12 protein-coding genes are annotated in these 17,084 nt (G+C 37.7%); 11 read left to right on the top strand and 1 reads right to left on the bottom strand.

Annotation, left to right across the window (positions count from 1 at the left end):
• The first annotated feature begins 285 nt into the window (after positions 1–285).
• From ABN217_RS05735 to kdsB, 6 genes are all read left to right on the top strand, one after another.
• Positions 286–2,529: a DNA internalization-related competence protein ComEC/Rec2 gene (locus tag ABN217_RS05735; RefSeq protein WP_349459169.1), complete on the top strand. Its 2,244-nt coding sequence runs from the start codon at positions 286–288 to the stop codon at positions 2,527–2,529.
• Positions 2,530–2,565: 36 nt separating this feature from the next.
• Positions 2,566–4,311 (top strand): lipid A ABC transporter ATP-binding protein/permease MsbA, encoded by a 1,746-nt coding sequence (gene msbA / locus ABN217_RS05740; RefSeq protein ID WP_072069672.1) that lies wholly within the window; start codon positions 2,566–2,568, stop codon positions 4,309–4,311.
• Entirely contained in the window at positions 4,308–5,297 is a 990-nt protein-coding gene (lpxK, locus tag ABN217_RS05745) for a tetraacyldisaccharide 4'-kinase (protein ID WP_349439420.1), read from the top strand. Before msbA ends, lpxK begins: the two co-directional genes overlap by 4 nt.
• Before the next feature lie 515 nt (positions 5,298–5,812).
• A complete protein-coding gene (locus ABN217_RS05750; protein ID WP_023581324.1) occupies positions 5,813–6,028 on the top strand; it encodes a cold-shock protein in 216 nt (71 codons plus the stop codon).
• Between the two features lie 414 nt (positions 6,029–6,442).
• Complete coding sequence (locus tag ABN217_RS05755) at positions 6,443–6,622, top strand: Trm112 family protein (RefSeq protein ID WP_004244593.1); 180 nt, start codon at positions 6,443–6,445, stop codon at positions 6,620–6,622.
• A 4-nt stretch (positions 6,623–6,626) separates the two neighbouring features.
• A complete protein-coding gene (gene kdsB / locus ABN217_RS05760) occupies positions 6,627–7,388 on the top strand; it encodes a 3-deoxy-manno-octulosonate cytidylyltransferase (RefSeq protein ID WP_196553336.1) in 762 nt (253 codons plus the stop codon).
• An 81-nt stretch (positions 7,389–7,469) separates the two neighbouring features.
• On the opposite strand, the gene elyC is transcribed toward kdsB, so the two are convergent.
• Positions 7,470–8,300, bottom strand: a complete 831-nt coding sequence (elyC, locus tag ABN217_RS05765; protein WP_349439421.1) for an envelope biogenesis factor ElyC — start codon at positions 8,298–8,300, stop codon at positions 7,470–7,472.
• A gap of 377 nt (positions 8,301–8,677) precedes the next feature.
• On the opposite strand from elyC, the gene cmoM reads away from it, so the two are divergent.
• The 5 genes from cmoM to aphA all read left to right on the top strand — a co-directional run bounded on the left by cmoM (position 8,678) and on the right by aphA (position 16,891).
• A complete protein-coding gene (cmoM, locus tag ABN217_RS05770) occupies positions 8,678–9,451 on the top strand; it encodes a tRNA uridine 5-oxyacetic acid(34) methyltransferase CmoM (protein WP_109408802.1) in 774 nt (257 codons plus the stop codon).
• A gap of 9 nt (positions 9,452–9,460) precedes the next feature.
• A complete protein-coding gene (gene mukF, locus ABN217_RS05775) occupies positions 9,461–10,783 on the top strand; it encodes a chromosome partition protein MukF (RefSeq protein ID WP_072069667.1) in 1,323 nt (440 codons plus the stop codon).
• On the top strand, positions 10,764–11,495 hold the full coding sequence (mukE, locus tag ABN217_RS05780; protein ID WP_166539631.1) for a chromosome partition protein MukE: 732 nt from the start codon (positions 10,764–10,766) through the stop codon (positions 11,493–11,495). Before mukF ends, mukE begins: the two co-directional genes overlap by 20 nt.
• Positions 11,492–15,952, top strand: coding sequence for a chromosome partition protein MukB (mukB, locus tag ABN217_RS05785; protein WP_340895829.1), 4,461 nt, complete (start codon positions 11,492–11,494; stop codon positions 15,950–15,952). Before mukE ends, mukB begins: the two co-directional genes overlap by 4 nt.
• A 225-nt stretch (positions 15,953–16,177) precedes the next feature.
• Positions 16,178–16,891, top strand: coding sequence for an acid phosphatase AphA (gene aphA / locus ABN217_RS05790; protein WP_072069664.1), 714 nt, complete (start codon positions 16,178–16,180; stop codon positions 16,889–16,891).
• Positions 16,892–17,084: the final 193 nt, after the last annotated feature.

Genomic DNA, 17,084 nt, shown 5'->3' on the forward strand with positions numbered 1-17,084 from the left:
ACTTGTTTTGTTTTTTTCGAGTTTCTTCTCAAAATATGGTGTATACGACAATAAAGAATTTTCTTTTTATAACGAAGTACAAAAAAATGTTCTAAAGAGCTACCTTTAATAAAAATATAACTTCATGATATTTAGAGATGCTTATGAAGGGATGCAAAAATGATTCTATTGAGAGGAATAATAAGTGTTTTGAGGTCAAAAATATTATCAATAAAACAACACTTCTTTTATTCAAAATATTTTAAACAATTTTACTTTACAACACTGAGTTTAGATAGTATTGCTTTGGCAATATTATTAGGTTGTTTACCTTTATTATTTCAGCATACGCTTTTTAGTTTAACGACTTATTATATTGTAATTATTATTGCAGTATTTTTATTACTTATTCCTTTTTCATTAATTCGTTTCTTAGCATTATTTTTATTTTTCTGGGGTTATTCTAATCTTATAGCATACTCTTTGATGGTAAGAACAGTTCAACTTGTTGATAATATTGTGTCATTTGAAACAAATATTGTTGAATATCGTCAATTATCAGATGGTAATCTTATTATCAAAATTCCCGTTCCCAAAGAGACATTTTTTTCATCTTCTATTTACGCTAACGTATATTGGAGAAACCCACCTAAAAATATTGAAGTAGGGCAAATTTGGAAATTTAAAATCCAATTCAAAGCTGTACACAGCTATTTAAATGATGGGGGATTTGATAGCCAAAAATATGCAGTTTCTAAGAAAGAAACCTTAGCGGGGAAAGTGATGTCAGCTACATTCGTTTATGCTGATATTTCGCTACGTACTCAATTTATTCATTCACTTTTAACCTATTGGCAAACAGCAAAAAATAAAGGTGAGATTATTGCGTTAGTTTTAGGTGATAAACGCGATATAGAGTATGAAAAAAAAGATCTTTATATGAAAACCGGAGTTGCACATCTTATTGTTATATCGGGATTACATATTGGATTAGCCGCGCTTGTAGGGTGGGTTATAGCAAGGGGTATTCAGTTCTTATTTCCTATTAAATGGATAAATACACAATTTCCATTGTTAATGGCTTGGGGATGTGGTGTATTTTATGCAACTTTATCGGGCTGGGGAATACCTGCAACAAGAGCTGTTATCGGATTAAGTGTTTGGGTGATTTTACATTGGCAAAGCCGGTTATTTCTGCCTTGGCAATGGGCTCTCTGGAGCGCTGCTCTTATTTTGATTATTGAGCCACTATCGATACTTTCAGTCAGTTTTTGGCTTTCATTTTCAGCTGTATTTGCCATTATTTTTTGGTATTGGATGTATCCATTAAAAGCTAAATATAATTATCAAAAACGGTGGTTTATTTTAAGGCTAATGCACTTACAATTTGGATTGTTGATTATTTTATTACCTTTTCAACTTTATTTATTTAGTGGTGCCAATTTTTTTAGTTTTATCGTTAATTTATGGGCAGTTCCTATTATTTCATTTATTACCGTACCGTTAATAATGCTTGGATTATTGACATCTTTTTTCTCATTTTTACAACCAATAATTTGGCACTGGGTTGATCTTTCTATTAATCTTGCTTTTTGGTGTGCTCCTTTATTTTTACCTTATTGGCAATATAGTGGTGCTATTCCTTTTTTATTAGGGTTTCTCGGGGTTGGTATTATTTTAATTATAAAAATGTCATGGTGGCGCCATCATTTTATTTTGCTTATTGCTAGTGGTATTCTTTTATATTGCGAATTCACTACTTTCTCACGATATCAATGGCGTATGACTATGCTAGATGTTGGTCATGGTTTAGCTATTATTCTTGAAAAAGATAGAGAAGCGATTATTTATGACACAGGAATACGTTGGAAAAGTGGTGGTTCAATTGCAAAAAGTGTCATTATTCCTTATTTAAAATATCATCGATTTAATCCAGTGGCATTAATAATCAGCCATGATCATTTAGATCATACAGGTGGTATTAATGATTTAATGATGGCTTATCCTAATTTAACACTTCGTAGTAGTTTTGATAATTCTTCACATTTACCCTGTTTACAGGGGAGATCATGGCTATGGAAAGGGATTAAGTTTGATGCATTATGGCCACCCAATAAAGCTCTTTCACCTAAAAATAATCAATCATGTGTGATCAATGTAAGTGATGGTAAACATAATATACTGTTGACAGGTGACATTGAAAAAGAGGCAGAAATCCAATTAATAAGGTCGAAAAAACACCAGTTAAGTGCTGATATTTTGCAGGTTCCTCATCATGGTAGCCAAACATCGTCCACATTGGCGTTTATTCAAACAGTGTCGCCCAAATTTGCACTCGTTTCTGCCGCTCGTTATAGCCTTTGGCGTTTACCTTCTGATAAAGTACACCTTCGTTATAAAAAAGAAGCTATTAATTGGCTAACAACCTCTATTAGTGGGCAGATATCGATCGAGTTTAATCAAGACAATATTGATGTATTTACCTATAGACGAGATATTTTACCTCGTTGGTATCATCAGTGGTTTGGTGTTTTGACGTTTCCCGAGTAGAATGACCGGCTAATTATTAAAAGTTTGGTAATATATATGAATGATATAGACCTATCAACGTGGCAAACATTCCGACGCTTATGGCCGATGATTCGGATTTTCAAAGCGGGTTTGATCGCTGCAGCAATTGCATTAATCGTCAATGCGGGTGTGGATGCATTTATGATTTCTTTATTAAAACCACTGCTTGATGAAGGTTTTGGTAAAGCAAGTAATGACGTATTAAAATGGATGCCGATTGCTGTTATTGGACTGATAGTTCTGCGTGGTATATCTAACTTTATTTCAAGTTACTGCCTTTCTTGGGTATCTGGGAAAGTTGTAATGAATATGCGTCGCCGACTGTTTTCCCATATTATGGGAATGCCGGTGAGCTTTTTTGACCAGCAATCAACAGGAACTTTGCTTTCTCGTATTACATATGATTCAGAGCAAGTTGCTTCTTCATCATCAGGTGCATTAATTACAGTTGTTCGTGAAGGTGCTTACATTATCGGGCTCTTTGGCTTAATGTTTTACTATAGTTGGCAATTATCTATGATCCTCATTGTTATTGCCCCTATTGTTGCCATTGTTATTCGTTTGGTATCAACACGTTTTAGAACGATCAGTAAACGTATTCAAAATAGTATGGGACAAGTAACAACTAGTGCTGAACAGATGCTGAAAGGGCATAAAGAAGTACTTATTTTTAATGGTCAAGAAGTCGAGAATAAGCGCTTTAATCATGTGAGTAACCATATTCGTCGTCAAGGTATGCGTATGGTTGTTGCATCGTCAATTTCAGATCCTATTATTCAATTAATTGCTTCCTTCGCATTAGCATTTGTTCTATACGCGGCGAGTTTCCCTGACATTATGGATACATTAACCGCAGGTACAATCACTGTTGTTTTCTCATCAATGGTTGCATTAATGCGCCCATTGAAATCATTGACGAATGTAAATGCTCAGTTCCAAAGAGGTATGGCGGCTTGTCAGACCTTATTTGCTATTCTCGATATGGAACAAGAGAAAGATACAGGTAAGCTAGAACTGAAAAAACCAACGGGTGATATTGAATTCCGTAATGTGACTTTCCAATATGTGACAAAAGATACACCTGCCTTGAAAAATATGTCATTTACTATTCCAGCAGGAAAAACTGTTGCATTAGTGGGGCGTTCTGGTTCCGGCAAGTCAACAATAGCTAATCTGATCACACGTTTTTATGATATCAATGAAGGACAAATATTGATTAATGGTCATGATATTCGTGAATACACATTGAAATCTTTACGTAATCAAGTTGCTCTTGTTTCTCAAAATGTTCACTTATTTAATGAAACAGTAGCAAACAATATTGTTTATGCGTGTGAAGACCAATACAGCCGTGACGATATCGAAAAAGCAGCCAAAATGGCGCATGCAATGGACTTTATTAATAAAATGGATAAAGGCCTAGATACTGAAATTGGCGAAAATGGTGTTCTGCTTTCGGGGGGGCAACGTCAACGTATCGCGATAGCAAGGGCTTTACTACGTGACTCACCAATTCTTATCCTTGATGAAGCCACATCAGCACTTGATACAGAATCAGAACGAGCTATTCAATCGGCACTTGATGAACTGCAAAAAAATAGAACCTCTTTAGTGATTGCTCACCGATTATCAACCATTGAAAAAGCAGATGAAATTTTAGTTATTGAAGATGGTGAAATTGTTGAACGTGGCTCACACATTGATTTAATCGATCAAAAAGGTGTTTATGCCCAACTTCACAGGATGCAATTTGGTAAATGATTGAACGGATTTGGTCTGGTAAATCTTGGTTTTATTTCCTCTTACTTCCATTTTCATGGTTGTACGGTGCAATTACTCTATTAAGGCGCTTTGCATATCAAAAAGGATGGTTGTCATCATGGAAAGCTTCTGTTCCTGTTGTGGTTGTTGGTAACTTAACAGCAGGTGGCAATGGCAAAACACCGGTTGTTATATGGCTCGTTGAGCAATTAATACAGCAAGGATTTAAACCAGGCATTGTTTCCCGTGGTTATGGCGGAAAATCAGATCATTATCCATTACTGCTAACATCAGAGACCACACCTGCAATGGCAGGTGATGAACCTGTGTTAATTTATCATCGAACAGGTGCACCCGTTGCGGTTGCACCTAATCGACGAGATGCAGTAAAAGCCTTATTAGCGCAACATGAACTTGATGTAATTATCACTGATGATGGCTTACAGCATTATGCACTACAGCGTGATTATGAAATTGTTGTTATTGATGGGCAGCGTCGATTTGGTAATGGCTGGTGGCTTCCTGCTGGTCCTATGCGGGAACGAGCGAGTCGCTTACATTCAGTTGATGCAATTATCGTTAATGGTGGTTTAAGCCAAGATAATGAGATAGCTATGGTTTTAGCGGGTGATATTGTGGTGAACCTTAAAACAGGTGAGAAAAAGCCAGTTCAACAGATCGCTAAAGCGGTAGCAATAGCCGGAATTGGTCATCCCCCTCGTTTTTTTAATTCTTTGCGTGAAAAAGGAATTCAATTAATTTCAATTAAAGCATTTAGTGATCATAGTGATTACAGTGCCAAAGAATTACAAGATTTAACACCTTTCAATGAAACCCTTATTATGACAGAAAAAGATGCTGTTAAATGTCAGCATTTTGCTCAAGATAATTGGTGGTATTTGCCAGTCAGTGCTGAATTAAATAGTCAATCGGTGCTAAAACAAGTCAGCAATTTAATTTACAGCTCGAAAAAAACTTGTATCTGATCTGAAACAATGATATTTATAGTGGAAATCAGGATAGCGTTACATAAAAGATTACCTACCCACAGTCGCATATCGCTTTTGTCGTAGTTCAATTTAACTCGCCAATACCTTATCTACTCAAAAGCCTTGTGTGGAGATTTTGTGGATCTTTAATGTAGACGTAATATTTTTATGCTGTGAATGCAATTGGCTTTGCACCTAATGGATTGTAGAAACTATTTTGAATGGTGATTATTAATCCTTATATATGATTATTTTATTTATAGGTGCACAATAAAATATCTTCCTCATGTCATCTTTTTGTCATGTTGATACTGTAAATATTGAGCCTTAGAATATTCATTAAGCTTAGCTATCACGGTTTTGAACATTTATATTAAATAATAAAATGCACTACTTAAATTAATGTGTTCAGAATTTAATTGGGGTTTTATATAAGAAGACATAATAAAAAGTAGGATGCATTAGTATAGAAAAATAAAAACTATACGAAGAACAAAAGGAGTTTATCTACCATGACATTACAATTAAGAATGGGTCGCGTAAAATGGTTTGACAATAACAAAGGTTATGGTCTTATTGTTGCAAGAGATATTGAACAAGAAGTTTATGTCAATAAAAAAGCGATTGCCAATACAAAAAACAAAGCATTAACAGAAGGTCAAGACGTTGAATTTTCTGTTATCAGAACAGCCGCTGGCCTAGAAGCCGCTGATGTTATCGGATTTTAAATAAGGTTTACCTTGTTGATGATGTAGTTGAAACGATAGTTTAACACTGAGATTGAATTATCGTTTATACCTATTTTGGGGCAGGTAAGGTCAAATAGCTTACTACCAAGCCGAATAAGTAATATAAAAGAGTTATAACGTTAATTAGAATGCAATAAAGATAATAAAAAGGTTAAATTATTATCAATAAAAGCGGAATGTAATTCTTTATTAATGATGTTGCAGACTCAACGATAAAAAGCCACATTAATGTGGCTTTTTTGTTGCCTATAGTAAAAAAGAAAATAATAAATTTATTAATAACTAAAATAATTTTCGAATTATCACTAAACGAGAGGCTTTGAGTATTAACGCAGATCCTTCCTTATGATATCCTTTTGCTATATAAAATGATTAACCCTTGAGAGGGACAAAATGGATCACCGCTTACTTGAAATTATTGCTTGTCCAGTTTGCCACGGCAAACTTATCTTTGATAAAGAAAATTCAGAGCTTATCTGCAAAATTGATCATTTAGCTTATCCTGTTCGTGACAATATCCCCGTTCTTCTGGAGAATGAAGCAAGAGAATTATCACTAGAAGAGGAAAAGTAACTTCATGTTCACGGTCATAATCCCTGGTCGATATGCATCGACCCGCTTACCGGGTAAACCCCTCGCGGATATTCACGGTAAGCCTATGATTGTTCGTGTTATGGAACAGGCTATGCGTTCTGGAGCAAACCGTGTCATTGTCGCAACCGACAACTTAGATGTTGTTGCCGCTGTGGAAAAGGCGGGTGGGGAAGCGTGTATGACTCGAGAAGATCACCATTCGGGTACAGAACGTTTAGCTGAAGTCATTGAAAAATACCAATTTGCAGATGACGAGATAATCGTTAACGTACAAGGTGATGAGCCTCTTATTCCTCCCGTAATTATTACTCAAGTTGCTGAAAATTTAGCAAGTTGTGGTGCCGGAATGGCAACATTAGCAGTGCCTATTGTTGATTCAAAAGAAGCTTTTAATCCTAACGCTGTGAAAGTGGTGATGGATGCAAAAGGTTTCGCACTTTATTTTTCTCGTGCAACCATTCCTTGGGAAAGAGACCGTTTTAACTTATCACACGATGAAATTGGTGAGCATTACTTACGCCATATTGGAATTTATGCTTATCGTGCAGGTTTTATACGTCGATATATTACTTGGGAACCGAGCCCATTAGAATCTATTGAAATGTTAGAGCAACTGCGAGTGTTGTGGTATGGCGAAAAAATCCATGTTGCAAAAGCATTAGAAGTTCCTGGCGTGGGTGTTGATACTCAAGATGATCTTGTCGCAGCCAGAGCTGCATATCGAGCACTTAACCAAGAGTTCTGATCTTTTAACGGACACAAATAAATTTCAACGGCACTTCAATTAAGTGCCGTTTTTGTATCAGTCGGTAATGATATTTTTTAATTATTGGTTTTCTTCTTTATCTGATTGATGACTTTCATTTTCAGGAATAGTGACGGGTTGTCCTGCTGGTTTTACTGATTGCCACATTGAGCCTAAAAACTCATACCATGCACGTTCACTATGTTGAAAATAGGTTGCTGAAGGGAAATATTTCTCCCAAGGATGTAATGGCGAAGTGATAGCCAATTGGTTAGCTGGTGCAACGATAGGTTTCATGCCTCTAGCTAAAAAGAAACGTTCGGCGCGTGCTAAATGGTTAGCGGACGTCACAAGTAAAAATGGTTTCTTACCAATTAATTTATCAACTTCATAGGCTTCTTCTTCAGTATCTTTCGGTGTTGATAATGCGATAGTTCTTTCAGGAGGTACACCTAAAGATTGTGCCACCTGAGCTGCCACCTCTGCACTACTTATTTGATTAACACCTGCACCACCTGTAAAAATCAGTGTCGAATTAGGATTGCGATAATAGAGTCTTACACCTTCAGCAACACGAAACAAACTATTATTAAGAAGATTAGAACTGGGTGCCCAATCTGGGTTATAAGTAAACCCACCCCCCAAAACAACAATGTAGTTCACATCTTGTTGTGAATTTTCTCGTAATTCATAACGAGCTTGATACTCTTTTTCACTTGGCATTAGTAATGTATCAGCAACAGGCTGTATGCCTAACATCGTCAATAAAATAAGGACAACAGTAAGTAGGCTTTTTCCTGTTTTTTGCCAACGAGTAAACCAAAGTAGAGCTAAGGCAAAAAAGGCGATTAATAAGAGTAAAGGCAAGGGCATTAGAAAACCTGCAACATACTTTTTGAGCAAAAACAGCATAAATCATCCTAAATTGAGTGAAATACATGCAATTGATAGAGAAAGCTTAGTGAAAACTAGGGGATCACAGAGGCATTGTGTCAAAATAGTCGCTACAACAACGTTTCACTAAGTTTTAATCAATAGAAATAAAGAACCGTTAAATTATTTATAAAACGATAAGCGTTCGAACATTAATTTTTTCATTAATAAGCGTTATATTTATACTGCGCTTTGCGAATAATCTGATTCATGGCTTATTTCTTTAGAGAAAACAGTCAGTATCATAGAACACTGGTAAAATTGCCGTCTTAATTTTATGTACAGTGTCTCATATTTTTTGAATTTATCAGAATGCAAAGAGCGCAAGTAGCAAGTTGTTATCATGAGGCGTTTTAATGTCAGATCGTAATTTTGACGATATTGCAGATAAATTCTCCCGCAATATCTATGGCACAACAAAGGGTAAAATTCGCCAAGCAGTGATTTGGGAAGATTTACAACAATTATTAACCCTTCTGCCTAATCGCACTTTGCGTATTTTAGATGCCGGAGGTGGAGAAGGGTATTTTTCTCGCCAATTGGCTAAATTAGGACACCAAATTATCTTATGTGATTTATCACAAGAGATGCTTAATCGTGCACAAGAAGCGGCGATTGATGAAGGTGTTGCTGAGAACATGACGTTTATTTGTTGTGCTGCTCAAGAGATTAAAGAGCATATAGATGAAAGAGTTGACTTAATTCTGTTTCATGCCGTATTGGAGTGGATCACGGATCAGAAAGACGCCGTAAATGTTCTTACCGATATGCTACTACCTAATGGTATCTTATCGCTGATGTTTTACAATGCGAATGGCATTGTTATGAGAAATGCGATATTGGGGAATTTTCATCTGGCAAATCCTGAAATTCCTCGAAGAAGAAAAAAATCATTATCGCCTCAAAATCCATTGCAACCTGAAGATGTTTATCAATGGCTGACAGAATTTTCAATGACAATATTAGGAAAAACGGGAGTTCGTGTTTTTCATGATTATTTACAAAGTCGCCAGTTGCAAAATAAAGATTTTCCATCGTTGCTTGCATTAGAGCAACGTTATTGTCGGCAAGAGCCCTATATCAGTCTGGGGCGTTACATTCATGTCATGGCACAAAAGCGTGTAAATTAAGGATGTACTATGAGTGATTTTACCCAGACCGTTCCTGAGTTAGTGTCTTGGGCGAGAAAAAATGATTTCTCAATCTCACTGCCACCTGAAAGATTAGCTTTTTTGATGGCAGTCGCTGTATTAAACAGTGAACGCCTTGATGGCGAAATTAGTGAAGGGGAGTTAATTGATGCCTTTAGAGAGGTCTGTAAAGGCTTTGAGCAACCCGCAGAATCAATACAAGTTCGTGCCAATAACGCCATTAATGATATGGTTAAGCAACGGCTTTTTAATCGTTTTACCAGTGAATTGGTAGAAGGCAATGCAATATACCGTTTAACACCGTTAGGCATTGGAATTAGTGATTATTATATTCGCCAACGTGAGTTTTCATCGTTACGTTTATCTATGCAGTTATCTATTGTAGCGGGAGAACTCGATTCTGCTGCAAGTTCTGCTGAAGATGGTGGCGATGAATATCATTGGCATCGTAATGTTTTTGCGCCACTGAAATATTCAGTCGCAGAAATTTTCGATAGCATTGATTTGTCACAGCGAATAATGGATGAACAGCAAAATACAGTAAAAGAAGATATTGCAGCGCTATTAAATCAAGACTGGCAAGCCGCTATATCAAGCTGTGAACAACTGTTATCTGAAACCTCTGGCACATTAAGAGAGCTACAAGATACGCTTGAAGCCGCAGGTGATAAACTTCAAGCTAATCTATTGCGTATTCAAGAAGCAAACATGAATACGGGTCATGTTGATCAAATAGATACGTTAGTATTTGAGCTACAAAGTAAGCTAGACCGTATTATTAGTTGGGGTCAGCAATCTATTGATTTATGGATTGGCTATGATAGACATGTCCATAAATTTATTCGTACTGCGATTGACATGGATAAAAACCGTATATTTTCTCGTCGATTACGTCAATCAGTACAAAACTATTTCGACAGCCCATGGGCATTAACTTACGCTAATGCAGATAGGTTGTATGATATGCGTGATGAAGAACTGACTTTACGAGATGAAGAAGTCACAGGTGAATTACCTGAAGAACTCGAATATCAAATGTTCAGCGAAGTGAATGAACAAATAGCGCAATGGGTAGAGCAAGAGCTTGCTTCTTACAAATTAGAGCAACGAGCATTAGATCTCAGTTCAGTATTAGTTGAATATCTTGATCGTTACCCGCAACAGAAACATTTTGATGTTGCCCGTATTGTTATTGATCAGGCGGTACGATTAGGTGTAGCAAAAGCTGAGCTCGCAGGATTACCTGCAAAATGGTCAGAAATTAACGAATATGGAGCTAAGGTACAAGCGCATGTCATCGATACATACTGAACAATTTATGCCAGCAAAACTAGCGCAGGCATTAGCGAACTCACTTTTTCCTGAACTGGATAGCCAGTTACGTGCAGGTCGACATATTGGTATAGATTCTCTGGATAATCATGCTTTCTTGATGGACTTTCAAGATGAATTGTCAGATTTTTATGCGCGTTATAATGTTGAATTAATCCGAGCTCCAGAAGGCTTCTTCTATTTACGTCCTCGCTCAACTACGCTTATTCCCCGTTCTGTATTGTCTGAAATGGATATGCTGGTGGGGAAAATTCTTTGTTATCTCTATCTTAGCCCAGAGCGATTAGCGAATCAGGGTATATTTACTGTTCAAGAACTATTCGATGAGTTAAGAACGTTAGCAGATGAAAATAAATTATTACGTTTAGTGAATCAGCGTTCCACCGGTTCTGATCTTGATTTGCAAAAGCTACAAGAAAAAATGAGAACCTCTCTAAATCGTTTACGTCGTTTAGGTATGATCTCATTCTTATTAAATGACTTGCAGCGTTTTTCAATAACAGAATCAGTGTTCCGCTTTGGTGCTGATGTGCGTAGTGGTGATTCTCCACTTGAAGCTCAAATGCGAATGATCCGTGATGGTGAAGCGATGGCGCTTGATACAGGATCAGAGACACCAAACGATGATGAAGAAAATGAAGATGAGCAATTACAATCAGGTGAAGATGATGCGGAGGAAGAAAATAAATGATTGAACGTGGAAAATTTCGCTCATTAACACTGATCAACTGGAATGGGTTCTTTGCTCGCACTTTTGACTTAGATGAATTGGTGACGACATTATCAGGCGGGAATGGTGCAGGTAAATCAACCACTATGGCTGCATTTATCACAGCAATGATCCCTGATCTTACTTTACTGCATTTTCGTAATACTACTGAAGCTGGATCAACAAGTGGCTCTCGTGATAAAGGATTATATGGAAAGCTACGCCCGGGAGTTTGTTACGCTGTATTAGATGTGATCAACTCACGTCATTTACGTGCTGTGGTAGGGGTTCGTTTACAGCAGATTGCTGGTCGCGATAAAAAAGTTGATATCAAACCCTTTATGATCCAAGGGTTGCCAATGGCAGAAAACCCAACAGAAATTCTGACTCAAGCTGTTGCAGATCGCCAAGCACGGGTTTTACCACTCAATGAACTAAAAGAAAAAGTTGAAGCCATTGATGGGGTTGTTTTCAGACAGTTTAATTCAATTACTGACTTCCATGCAGTGATGTTTGATTTAGGGGTGATCCCTAAGCGCTTGCGGTCAGCCAGTGATCGTGCCAAATTTTATCGTTTAATTGAAGCTTCATTATATGGTGGTATTTCAAGTGCGATCACTCGTTCTTTACGTGATTACTTACTACCTGAAAATAGCGGAGTCAGGAAAGCATTCCAAGACATGGAAGGTGCGTTGCGGGAAAACCGTATGACGCTTGAAGCTATTCGTGTCACACAATCAGATCGTGATTTATTTAAACACCTGATCACAGAAGCAACATCTTACGTTGCGGCAGACTATATGCGTCATGCAAATGAACGACGCGTTCATCTTGATGAAGCTTTAGAAGTTCGCCGTGAATTATGGAGCCAGAGAAAATCCATCAATAACGAGGCATATCGCTTTGTTGAAATGGGTAAAGAGCTGGAAGAACAACAAGCACTTTCTTCTGATCTTGAAGCGGATTATCAAGCAGCAAGTGACCGATTAAACTTAGTACAAAATGCAGTTCGTCAACAAGAAAAAATTGACCGTTATGTTGCCGATGTGGAAGAAATAACTTTCCGCTTAGAAGAACAAAGTGAAGTCGTTGAAGAAGCCGCGTCTAAGAAAGAAGAACTTGAAGCACGAGTAGAATCGGCAGAAGAAGAAGTCGATGAACTGAAAAATCAGTTAGCAGACTATCAGCAAGCATTAGATGTACAACAAACACGCGCTATTCAATATCGCCAAGCTGTGCAGGCTTTAGAGCGAGCTAAAGCACAATGTGATATTGCTGATTTAGATGAAAGTAATGCTGATCAGTGGGCTGAACGTATTCAAGCAAAAATTCAGACCATTACTCATTCACTACTTTCTATGGAACAGAAACTTAATGTTTCTGAAGCAGCGAAAACACAGTTTGACCAAGCTTATAAATTGGTTAACGCTATTGTTGGTGAGGTTGATCGTAAAGATGCATGGAGTGCCGCCAAAACGGCATTACGTGAATGGTCTTCGCATCGACACCAAGCGGATAGGGTTCATCCTATTCGTATGCAATTAGCAGAATTAGAGCAACGTTTACATCAGCGAAACAATGCTCAGCGTCAACTTGAAGAATTTAATAAACATCATGGCAAATCAATGGAGCCAGATGATCTTTTAATTTTACAAGATGAGTTAGAAGCTAAAATTGAAGAGCTTAGTGATTATGTTAATGAGTCTGGTGAACATCGCATGCAAATGCGCCAAGAGCTAGATCAACTCAAGCAACAAATTGAAAAGCTGAAAAAACAAGCCCCAGCATGGCTTGCAGCACAAGATGCATTAACGCAACTGTGTGAGCAAACTCGTCAATCTTTTGAAACAGGTCATCAAGTAACTGAATATATGCAACAGTTACTTGAAAAAGAGCGCGAAGCCACCGTATTACGTGATGAAACAGCAACACGCAAACAACAAATTGAAGCACAAATTGAACGTTTAAGTCAGCCAAGTGGTGCTGAAGATGGGCGGTTAATTACGTTAGCAGAGCGTTTTAATGGGGTTTTATTATCAGAGATTTATGATGATATTACATTAGATGATGCACCTTATTTCTCAGCGTTATATGGCCCTGCACGTCATGCCATCGTAGTACAAGATCTCTCTCTTGTTCAGGCGCAATTAGAAACATTAGAAGATTGTCCTGAAGATCTCTATTTTATCGAAGGCGATCCTCAATCTTTCGATGATAGTGTATTTAATGCACAAGAGATGGATAAAGCGGTTCTTATCAAGAGCTCTGATAGACAATGGCGTTATTCTCGCTATCCTGAGATCCCACTTTTTGGTCGTGCTGCGCGTGAAAATCAATTAGAAATATTATCTCGTCAACGCGATGAGCTTTCTGAACTTTATGCAACGCAAGCTTTCGATGTGCAAAAAATTCAACGAGCACACCATGCCTTTAGTCAATTTGTTGGGCAACATATTTCCGTCGCTTTTGAAGCCGATCCTGAAGAGGATATCCGCCAGCTTAATCAAAGACGTAATGAGCTAGAAAGAGCATTAGCACAATATGAAGAAAGTACTCAGCAGCAACGCCAACATTATGCTCGTGCCAAAGAATCACTGAATCTGCTTAATAAACTGATCCCTCAAGTGAATATCTTGATGGATGAAACATTGATTGACCGTGTTGAAGAGCTACGTGAAGAGCTATATGTCGCTGAAGAGTCTATGCGCCACTTACAGCGTCATGAAAAAGCACTAGCAACGCTAGAACCTATTGCGTCAATTTTGCAAAGTGATCCACAAGAGCATGAGCAATTAGCGCAAGACTATGAACAAGCAAAGGAAGAACAACAGCGTTATCAACAACAAGCTTTCTTGTTGGTGGAAGTCGTACAACGTCGTGCGCATTTTAGTTATAGCGATGCAGTTGAGATTGTGAGCGAAAATAGCGATCTTAATGAGAAGTTACGTCGTCGTTTAGAGATGGCAGAAACAGAACGATCTACAGCAAGAGAGCTTTATCGCCAACAACAAGCGCAATGTGCTCAATTTAATCAAGTGCTCGCATCATTAAAAAGTTCTTTTGATACTAAATCTGAATTGCTTAGAGAGCTTGAGCAAGAGATGCGTGATACGGGGATACATATTGATGTTGGCGCAGAAGTAAGAGCAAAAGAACTGCGTGATCAACGTTATTCTGCTGTTAGTGCTAACCGTACTCGTATTAGCCAACTTGAGCGCGATATCGCACTTAGTGAAGCCGAACGCGATAATTTAACCAAAAAAATTCGTAAACTTGAGCGTGATTACACTCAAATTCGTGAGCATGTTGTGAGTGCAAAAGCGGGTTGGTGTGCTGTGATGCGATTAGTGAAAGAAAATGGCATGGAACGTCGTTTACATCGCCGAGACTTCGCTTACCTTTCTGCTGATGAATTGCGTTCAATGTCGGATAAGGCGCTAGGTGCATTACGTCAAGCTGTTGCTGATAATGAATACTTACGTGATGCATTACGTCGTTCTGAAGATGCTAAATATCCTGATCGTAAAGTTCAGTTCTTTATTGCGGTATATCAGCATTTAAGAGAGCGTATTCGCCAAGATATCATTAAAACTGATGATCCAGTTGATGCAATTGAACAGATGGAAATTGAGCTTGCACGCTTAACGGAAGAACTGACAAGCCGTGAACAGAAATTAGCGATTAGCTCACGAAGTGTAGCGAATATTATTCGCAAAACTATCCAGCGAGAGCAAAACCGTATCCGTATGCTAAACCAAGGTTTACAAGCGGTTTCATTTGGCCAAGTGCGAGGCGTTCGACTTAACGTCAATATTCGTGAAAGCCATCAAGTGCTTCTTGATGTGTTATCAGAAGAAGATAATCAATACCAAGACTTATTTAAAAACCAAAACCTTACCTTCTCTGAAGCGATGGCGAAGCTCTATCAACGTTTAAATCCACAAGTAGATATTGGGCAACGTATGCCACAAACGGTGGGAGAAGAGCTGTTAGATTATCGTAATTATCTAGAAATGGATGTCGAGGTTAATCGTGGGCCAGAAGGGTGGTTAAAAGCGGAAAGTGGCGCGTTATCAACGGGTGAAGCGATTGGTACTGGTATGTCAATTTTGGTGATGGTTGTACAAAGTTGGGAAGAAGAATCTCGGCGCTTAAGAGGAAAAGATATTTCCCCTTGTCGTTTGCTTTTCCTCGATGAAGCTGCACGTTTGGATGCTAAATCTATTGCAACGCTATTCGAGCTTTGTGATCGTTTAGATATGCAGTTAATCATTGCGGCACCAGAAAATATCAGTCCAGAAAAAGGTACGACTTATAAACTCGTCCGTAAAGTGTTCAATGGTACAGAACATGTTCACGTTGTGGGTTTAAAAGGTTTTGGTCAACACGCAGAAAAAGATAAAATCGCATCATCAAATGTTGCTGAAATAACAGAATAATTTTATTTGATTATCAGCTAAAAATAGGCAAATAGAAGGCGTTACGGGCATATGTTCATAGCGCCTTCTTTTTTTCAAAGTGTTAGACAGATCAAAAAATGAAAGTAAATTAACAAAAAAATGAAAATTTAAATGATATAACGTGCGCTATATCTCATTTAAATGTAAGCGTGATGTCTATGATTGTTCCCGTATGTGATTAATATAAAAATTAAAGGAAAGAAAATGCGTAAAGTCACGTTAGCTTTTAGTGCAATTGCTTTAGCGTTAAGTTTAAATGGCGCGGCAATGGCAAAAGTCCATATGCCAGAAGTTGTAAGCCCAGGTGTTACTGTTGCTCAATTAGCACAACAACAACCAATTAATTGGGTTTCTGTTGCAGAAATCGAGAAAAGCTTAGCTGGTCAAGCACCGATGGCTGTTGGTTTTGATATTGATGATACTGTTTTATTCTCCAGTCCAGGTTTTTACCGCGGTAAACTAGAATATTCTCCAAATGATTTCAGTTATCTGAAAAACCCAGAGTTCTGGGAAAAAATGAATAACGAGTGGGATAAATTCAGCATGCCTAAACAAGTCGGTATCGATCTTGTTCAAATGCACTTAAAACGTGGTGATACTGTTTATTTCATTACTGGTCGTACTCAAACTAAAACTGAGACTGTGACCAAATATGTTCAAGAGGGTTTAAATATCCCTGCTGATAAAATGCAGCCTGTTATTTTCGCGGGTGACCAACCTGGTGCAAATAATAAAGTAAGCTGGATGCGTGATCATAAACTGAAAATTTACTACGGTGATGCGGATGCAGATATCGCAGCTGCAGATGAACTGAATATCCGTGGTATTCGTATTCTGCGTGCGGCTAACTCTTCTTACCAACCACTGCCAAAAGCAGGTCAGTTTGGTGAAGAAGTCGTTATCAATTCAGAATACTAATCTTTACCCTTTGTTTACCTTTATTTGTAAGGCGTAGGAAACTACGCCTTTTTCTATTTAAAAATACCATCCATTTAAATAATTTTATTTATTTAGTACATTGTAATTCTTAAATTCTATAAAACGCTCACTTTATTTGTCTGTTTTTTGCGCACTGATTATTTTTCCAGATAAAATAATATATTGAAGATAA

Origin of the sequence: Proteus sp. fly-1067 (assembly GCF_040139345.1) — a bacterium.
Classification (GTDB): domain Bacteria; phylum Pseudomonadota; class Gammaproteobacteria; order Enterobacterales; family Enterobacteriaceae; genus Proteus; species Proteus vulgaris_B.

Bases quoted from the DNA above. Each gene is read 5' to 3' on its own strand.
- msbA (WP_072069672.1), top strand. From the start codon at position 2,566: ATGAATGATATAGACCTATCAACGTGGCAAACATTCCGACGCTTATGG.
- lpxK (WP_349439420.1), top strand. From the start codon at position 4,308: ATGATTGAACGGATTTGGTCTGGTAAATCTTGGTTTTATTTCCTCTTA.
- ABN217_RS05750 (WP_023581324.1), top strand. From the start codon at position 5,813: ATGACATTACAATTAAGAATGGGTCGCGTAAAATGGTTTGACAATAAC.
- ABN217_RS05755 (WP_004244593.1), top strand. From the start codon at position 6,443: ATGGATCACCGCTTACTTGAAATTATTGCTTGTCCAGTTTGCCACGGC.
- kdsB (WP_196553336.1), top strand. From the start codon at position 6,627: ATGTTCACGGTCATAATCCCTGGTCGATATGCATCGACCCGCTTACCG.
- elyC (WP_349439421.1), bottom strand. From the start codon at position 8,300: ATGCTGTTTTTGCTCAAAAAGTATGTTGCAGGTTTTCTAATGCCCTTG.
- cmoM (WP_109408802.1), top strand. From the start codon at position 8,678: ATGTCAGATCGTAATTTTGACGATATTGCAGATAAATTCTCCCGCAAT.
- mukF (WP_072069667.1), top strand. From the start codon at position 9,461: ATGAGTGATTTTACCCAGACCGTTCCTGAGTTAGTGTCTTGGGCGAGA.
- mukE (WP_166539631.1), top strand. From the start codon at position 10,764: ATGTCATCGATACATACTGAACAATTTATGCCAGCAAAACTAGCGCAG.
- mukB (WP_340895829.1), top strand. From the start codon at position 11,492: ATGATTGAACGTGGAAAATTTCGCTCATTAACACTGATCAACTGGAAT.
- aphA (WP_072069664.1), top strand. From the start codon at position 16,178: ATGCGTAAAGTCACGTTAGCTTTTAGTGCAATTGCTTTAGCGTTAAGT.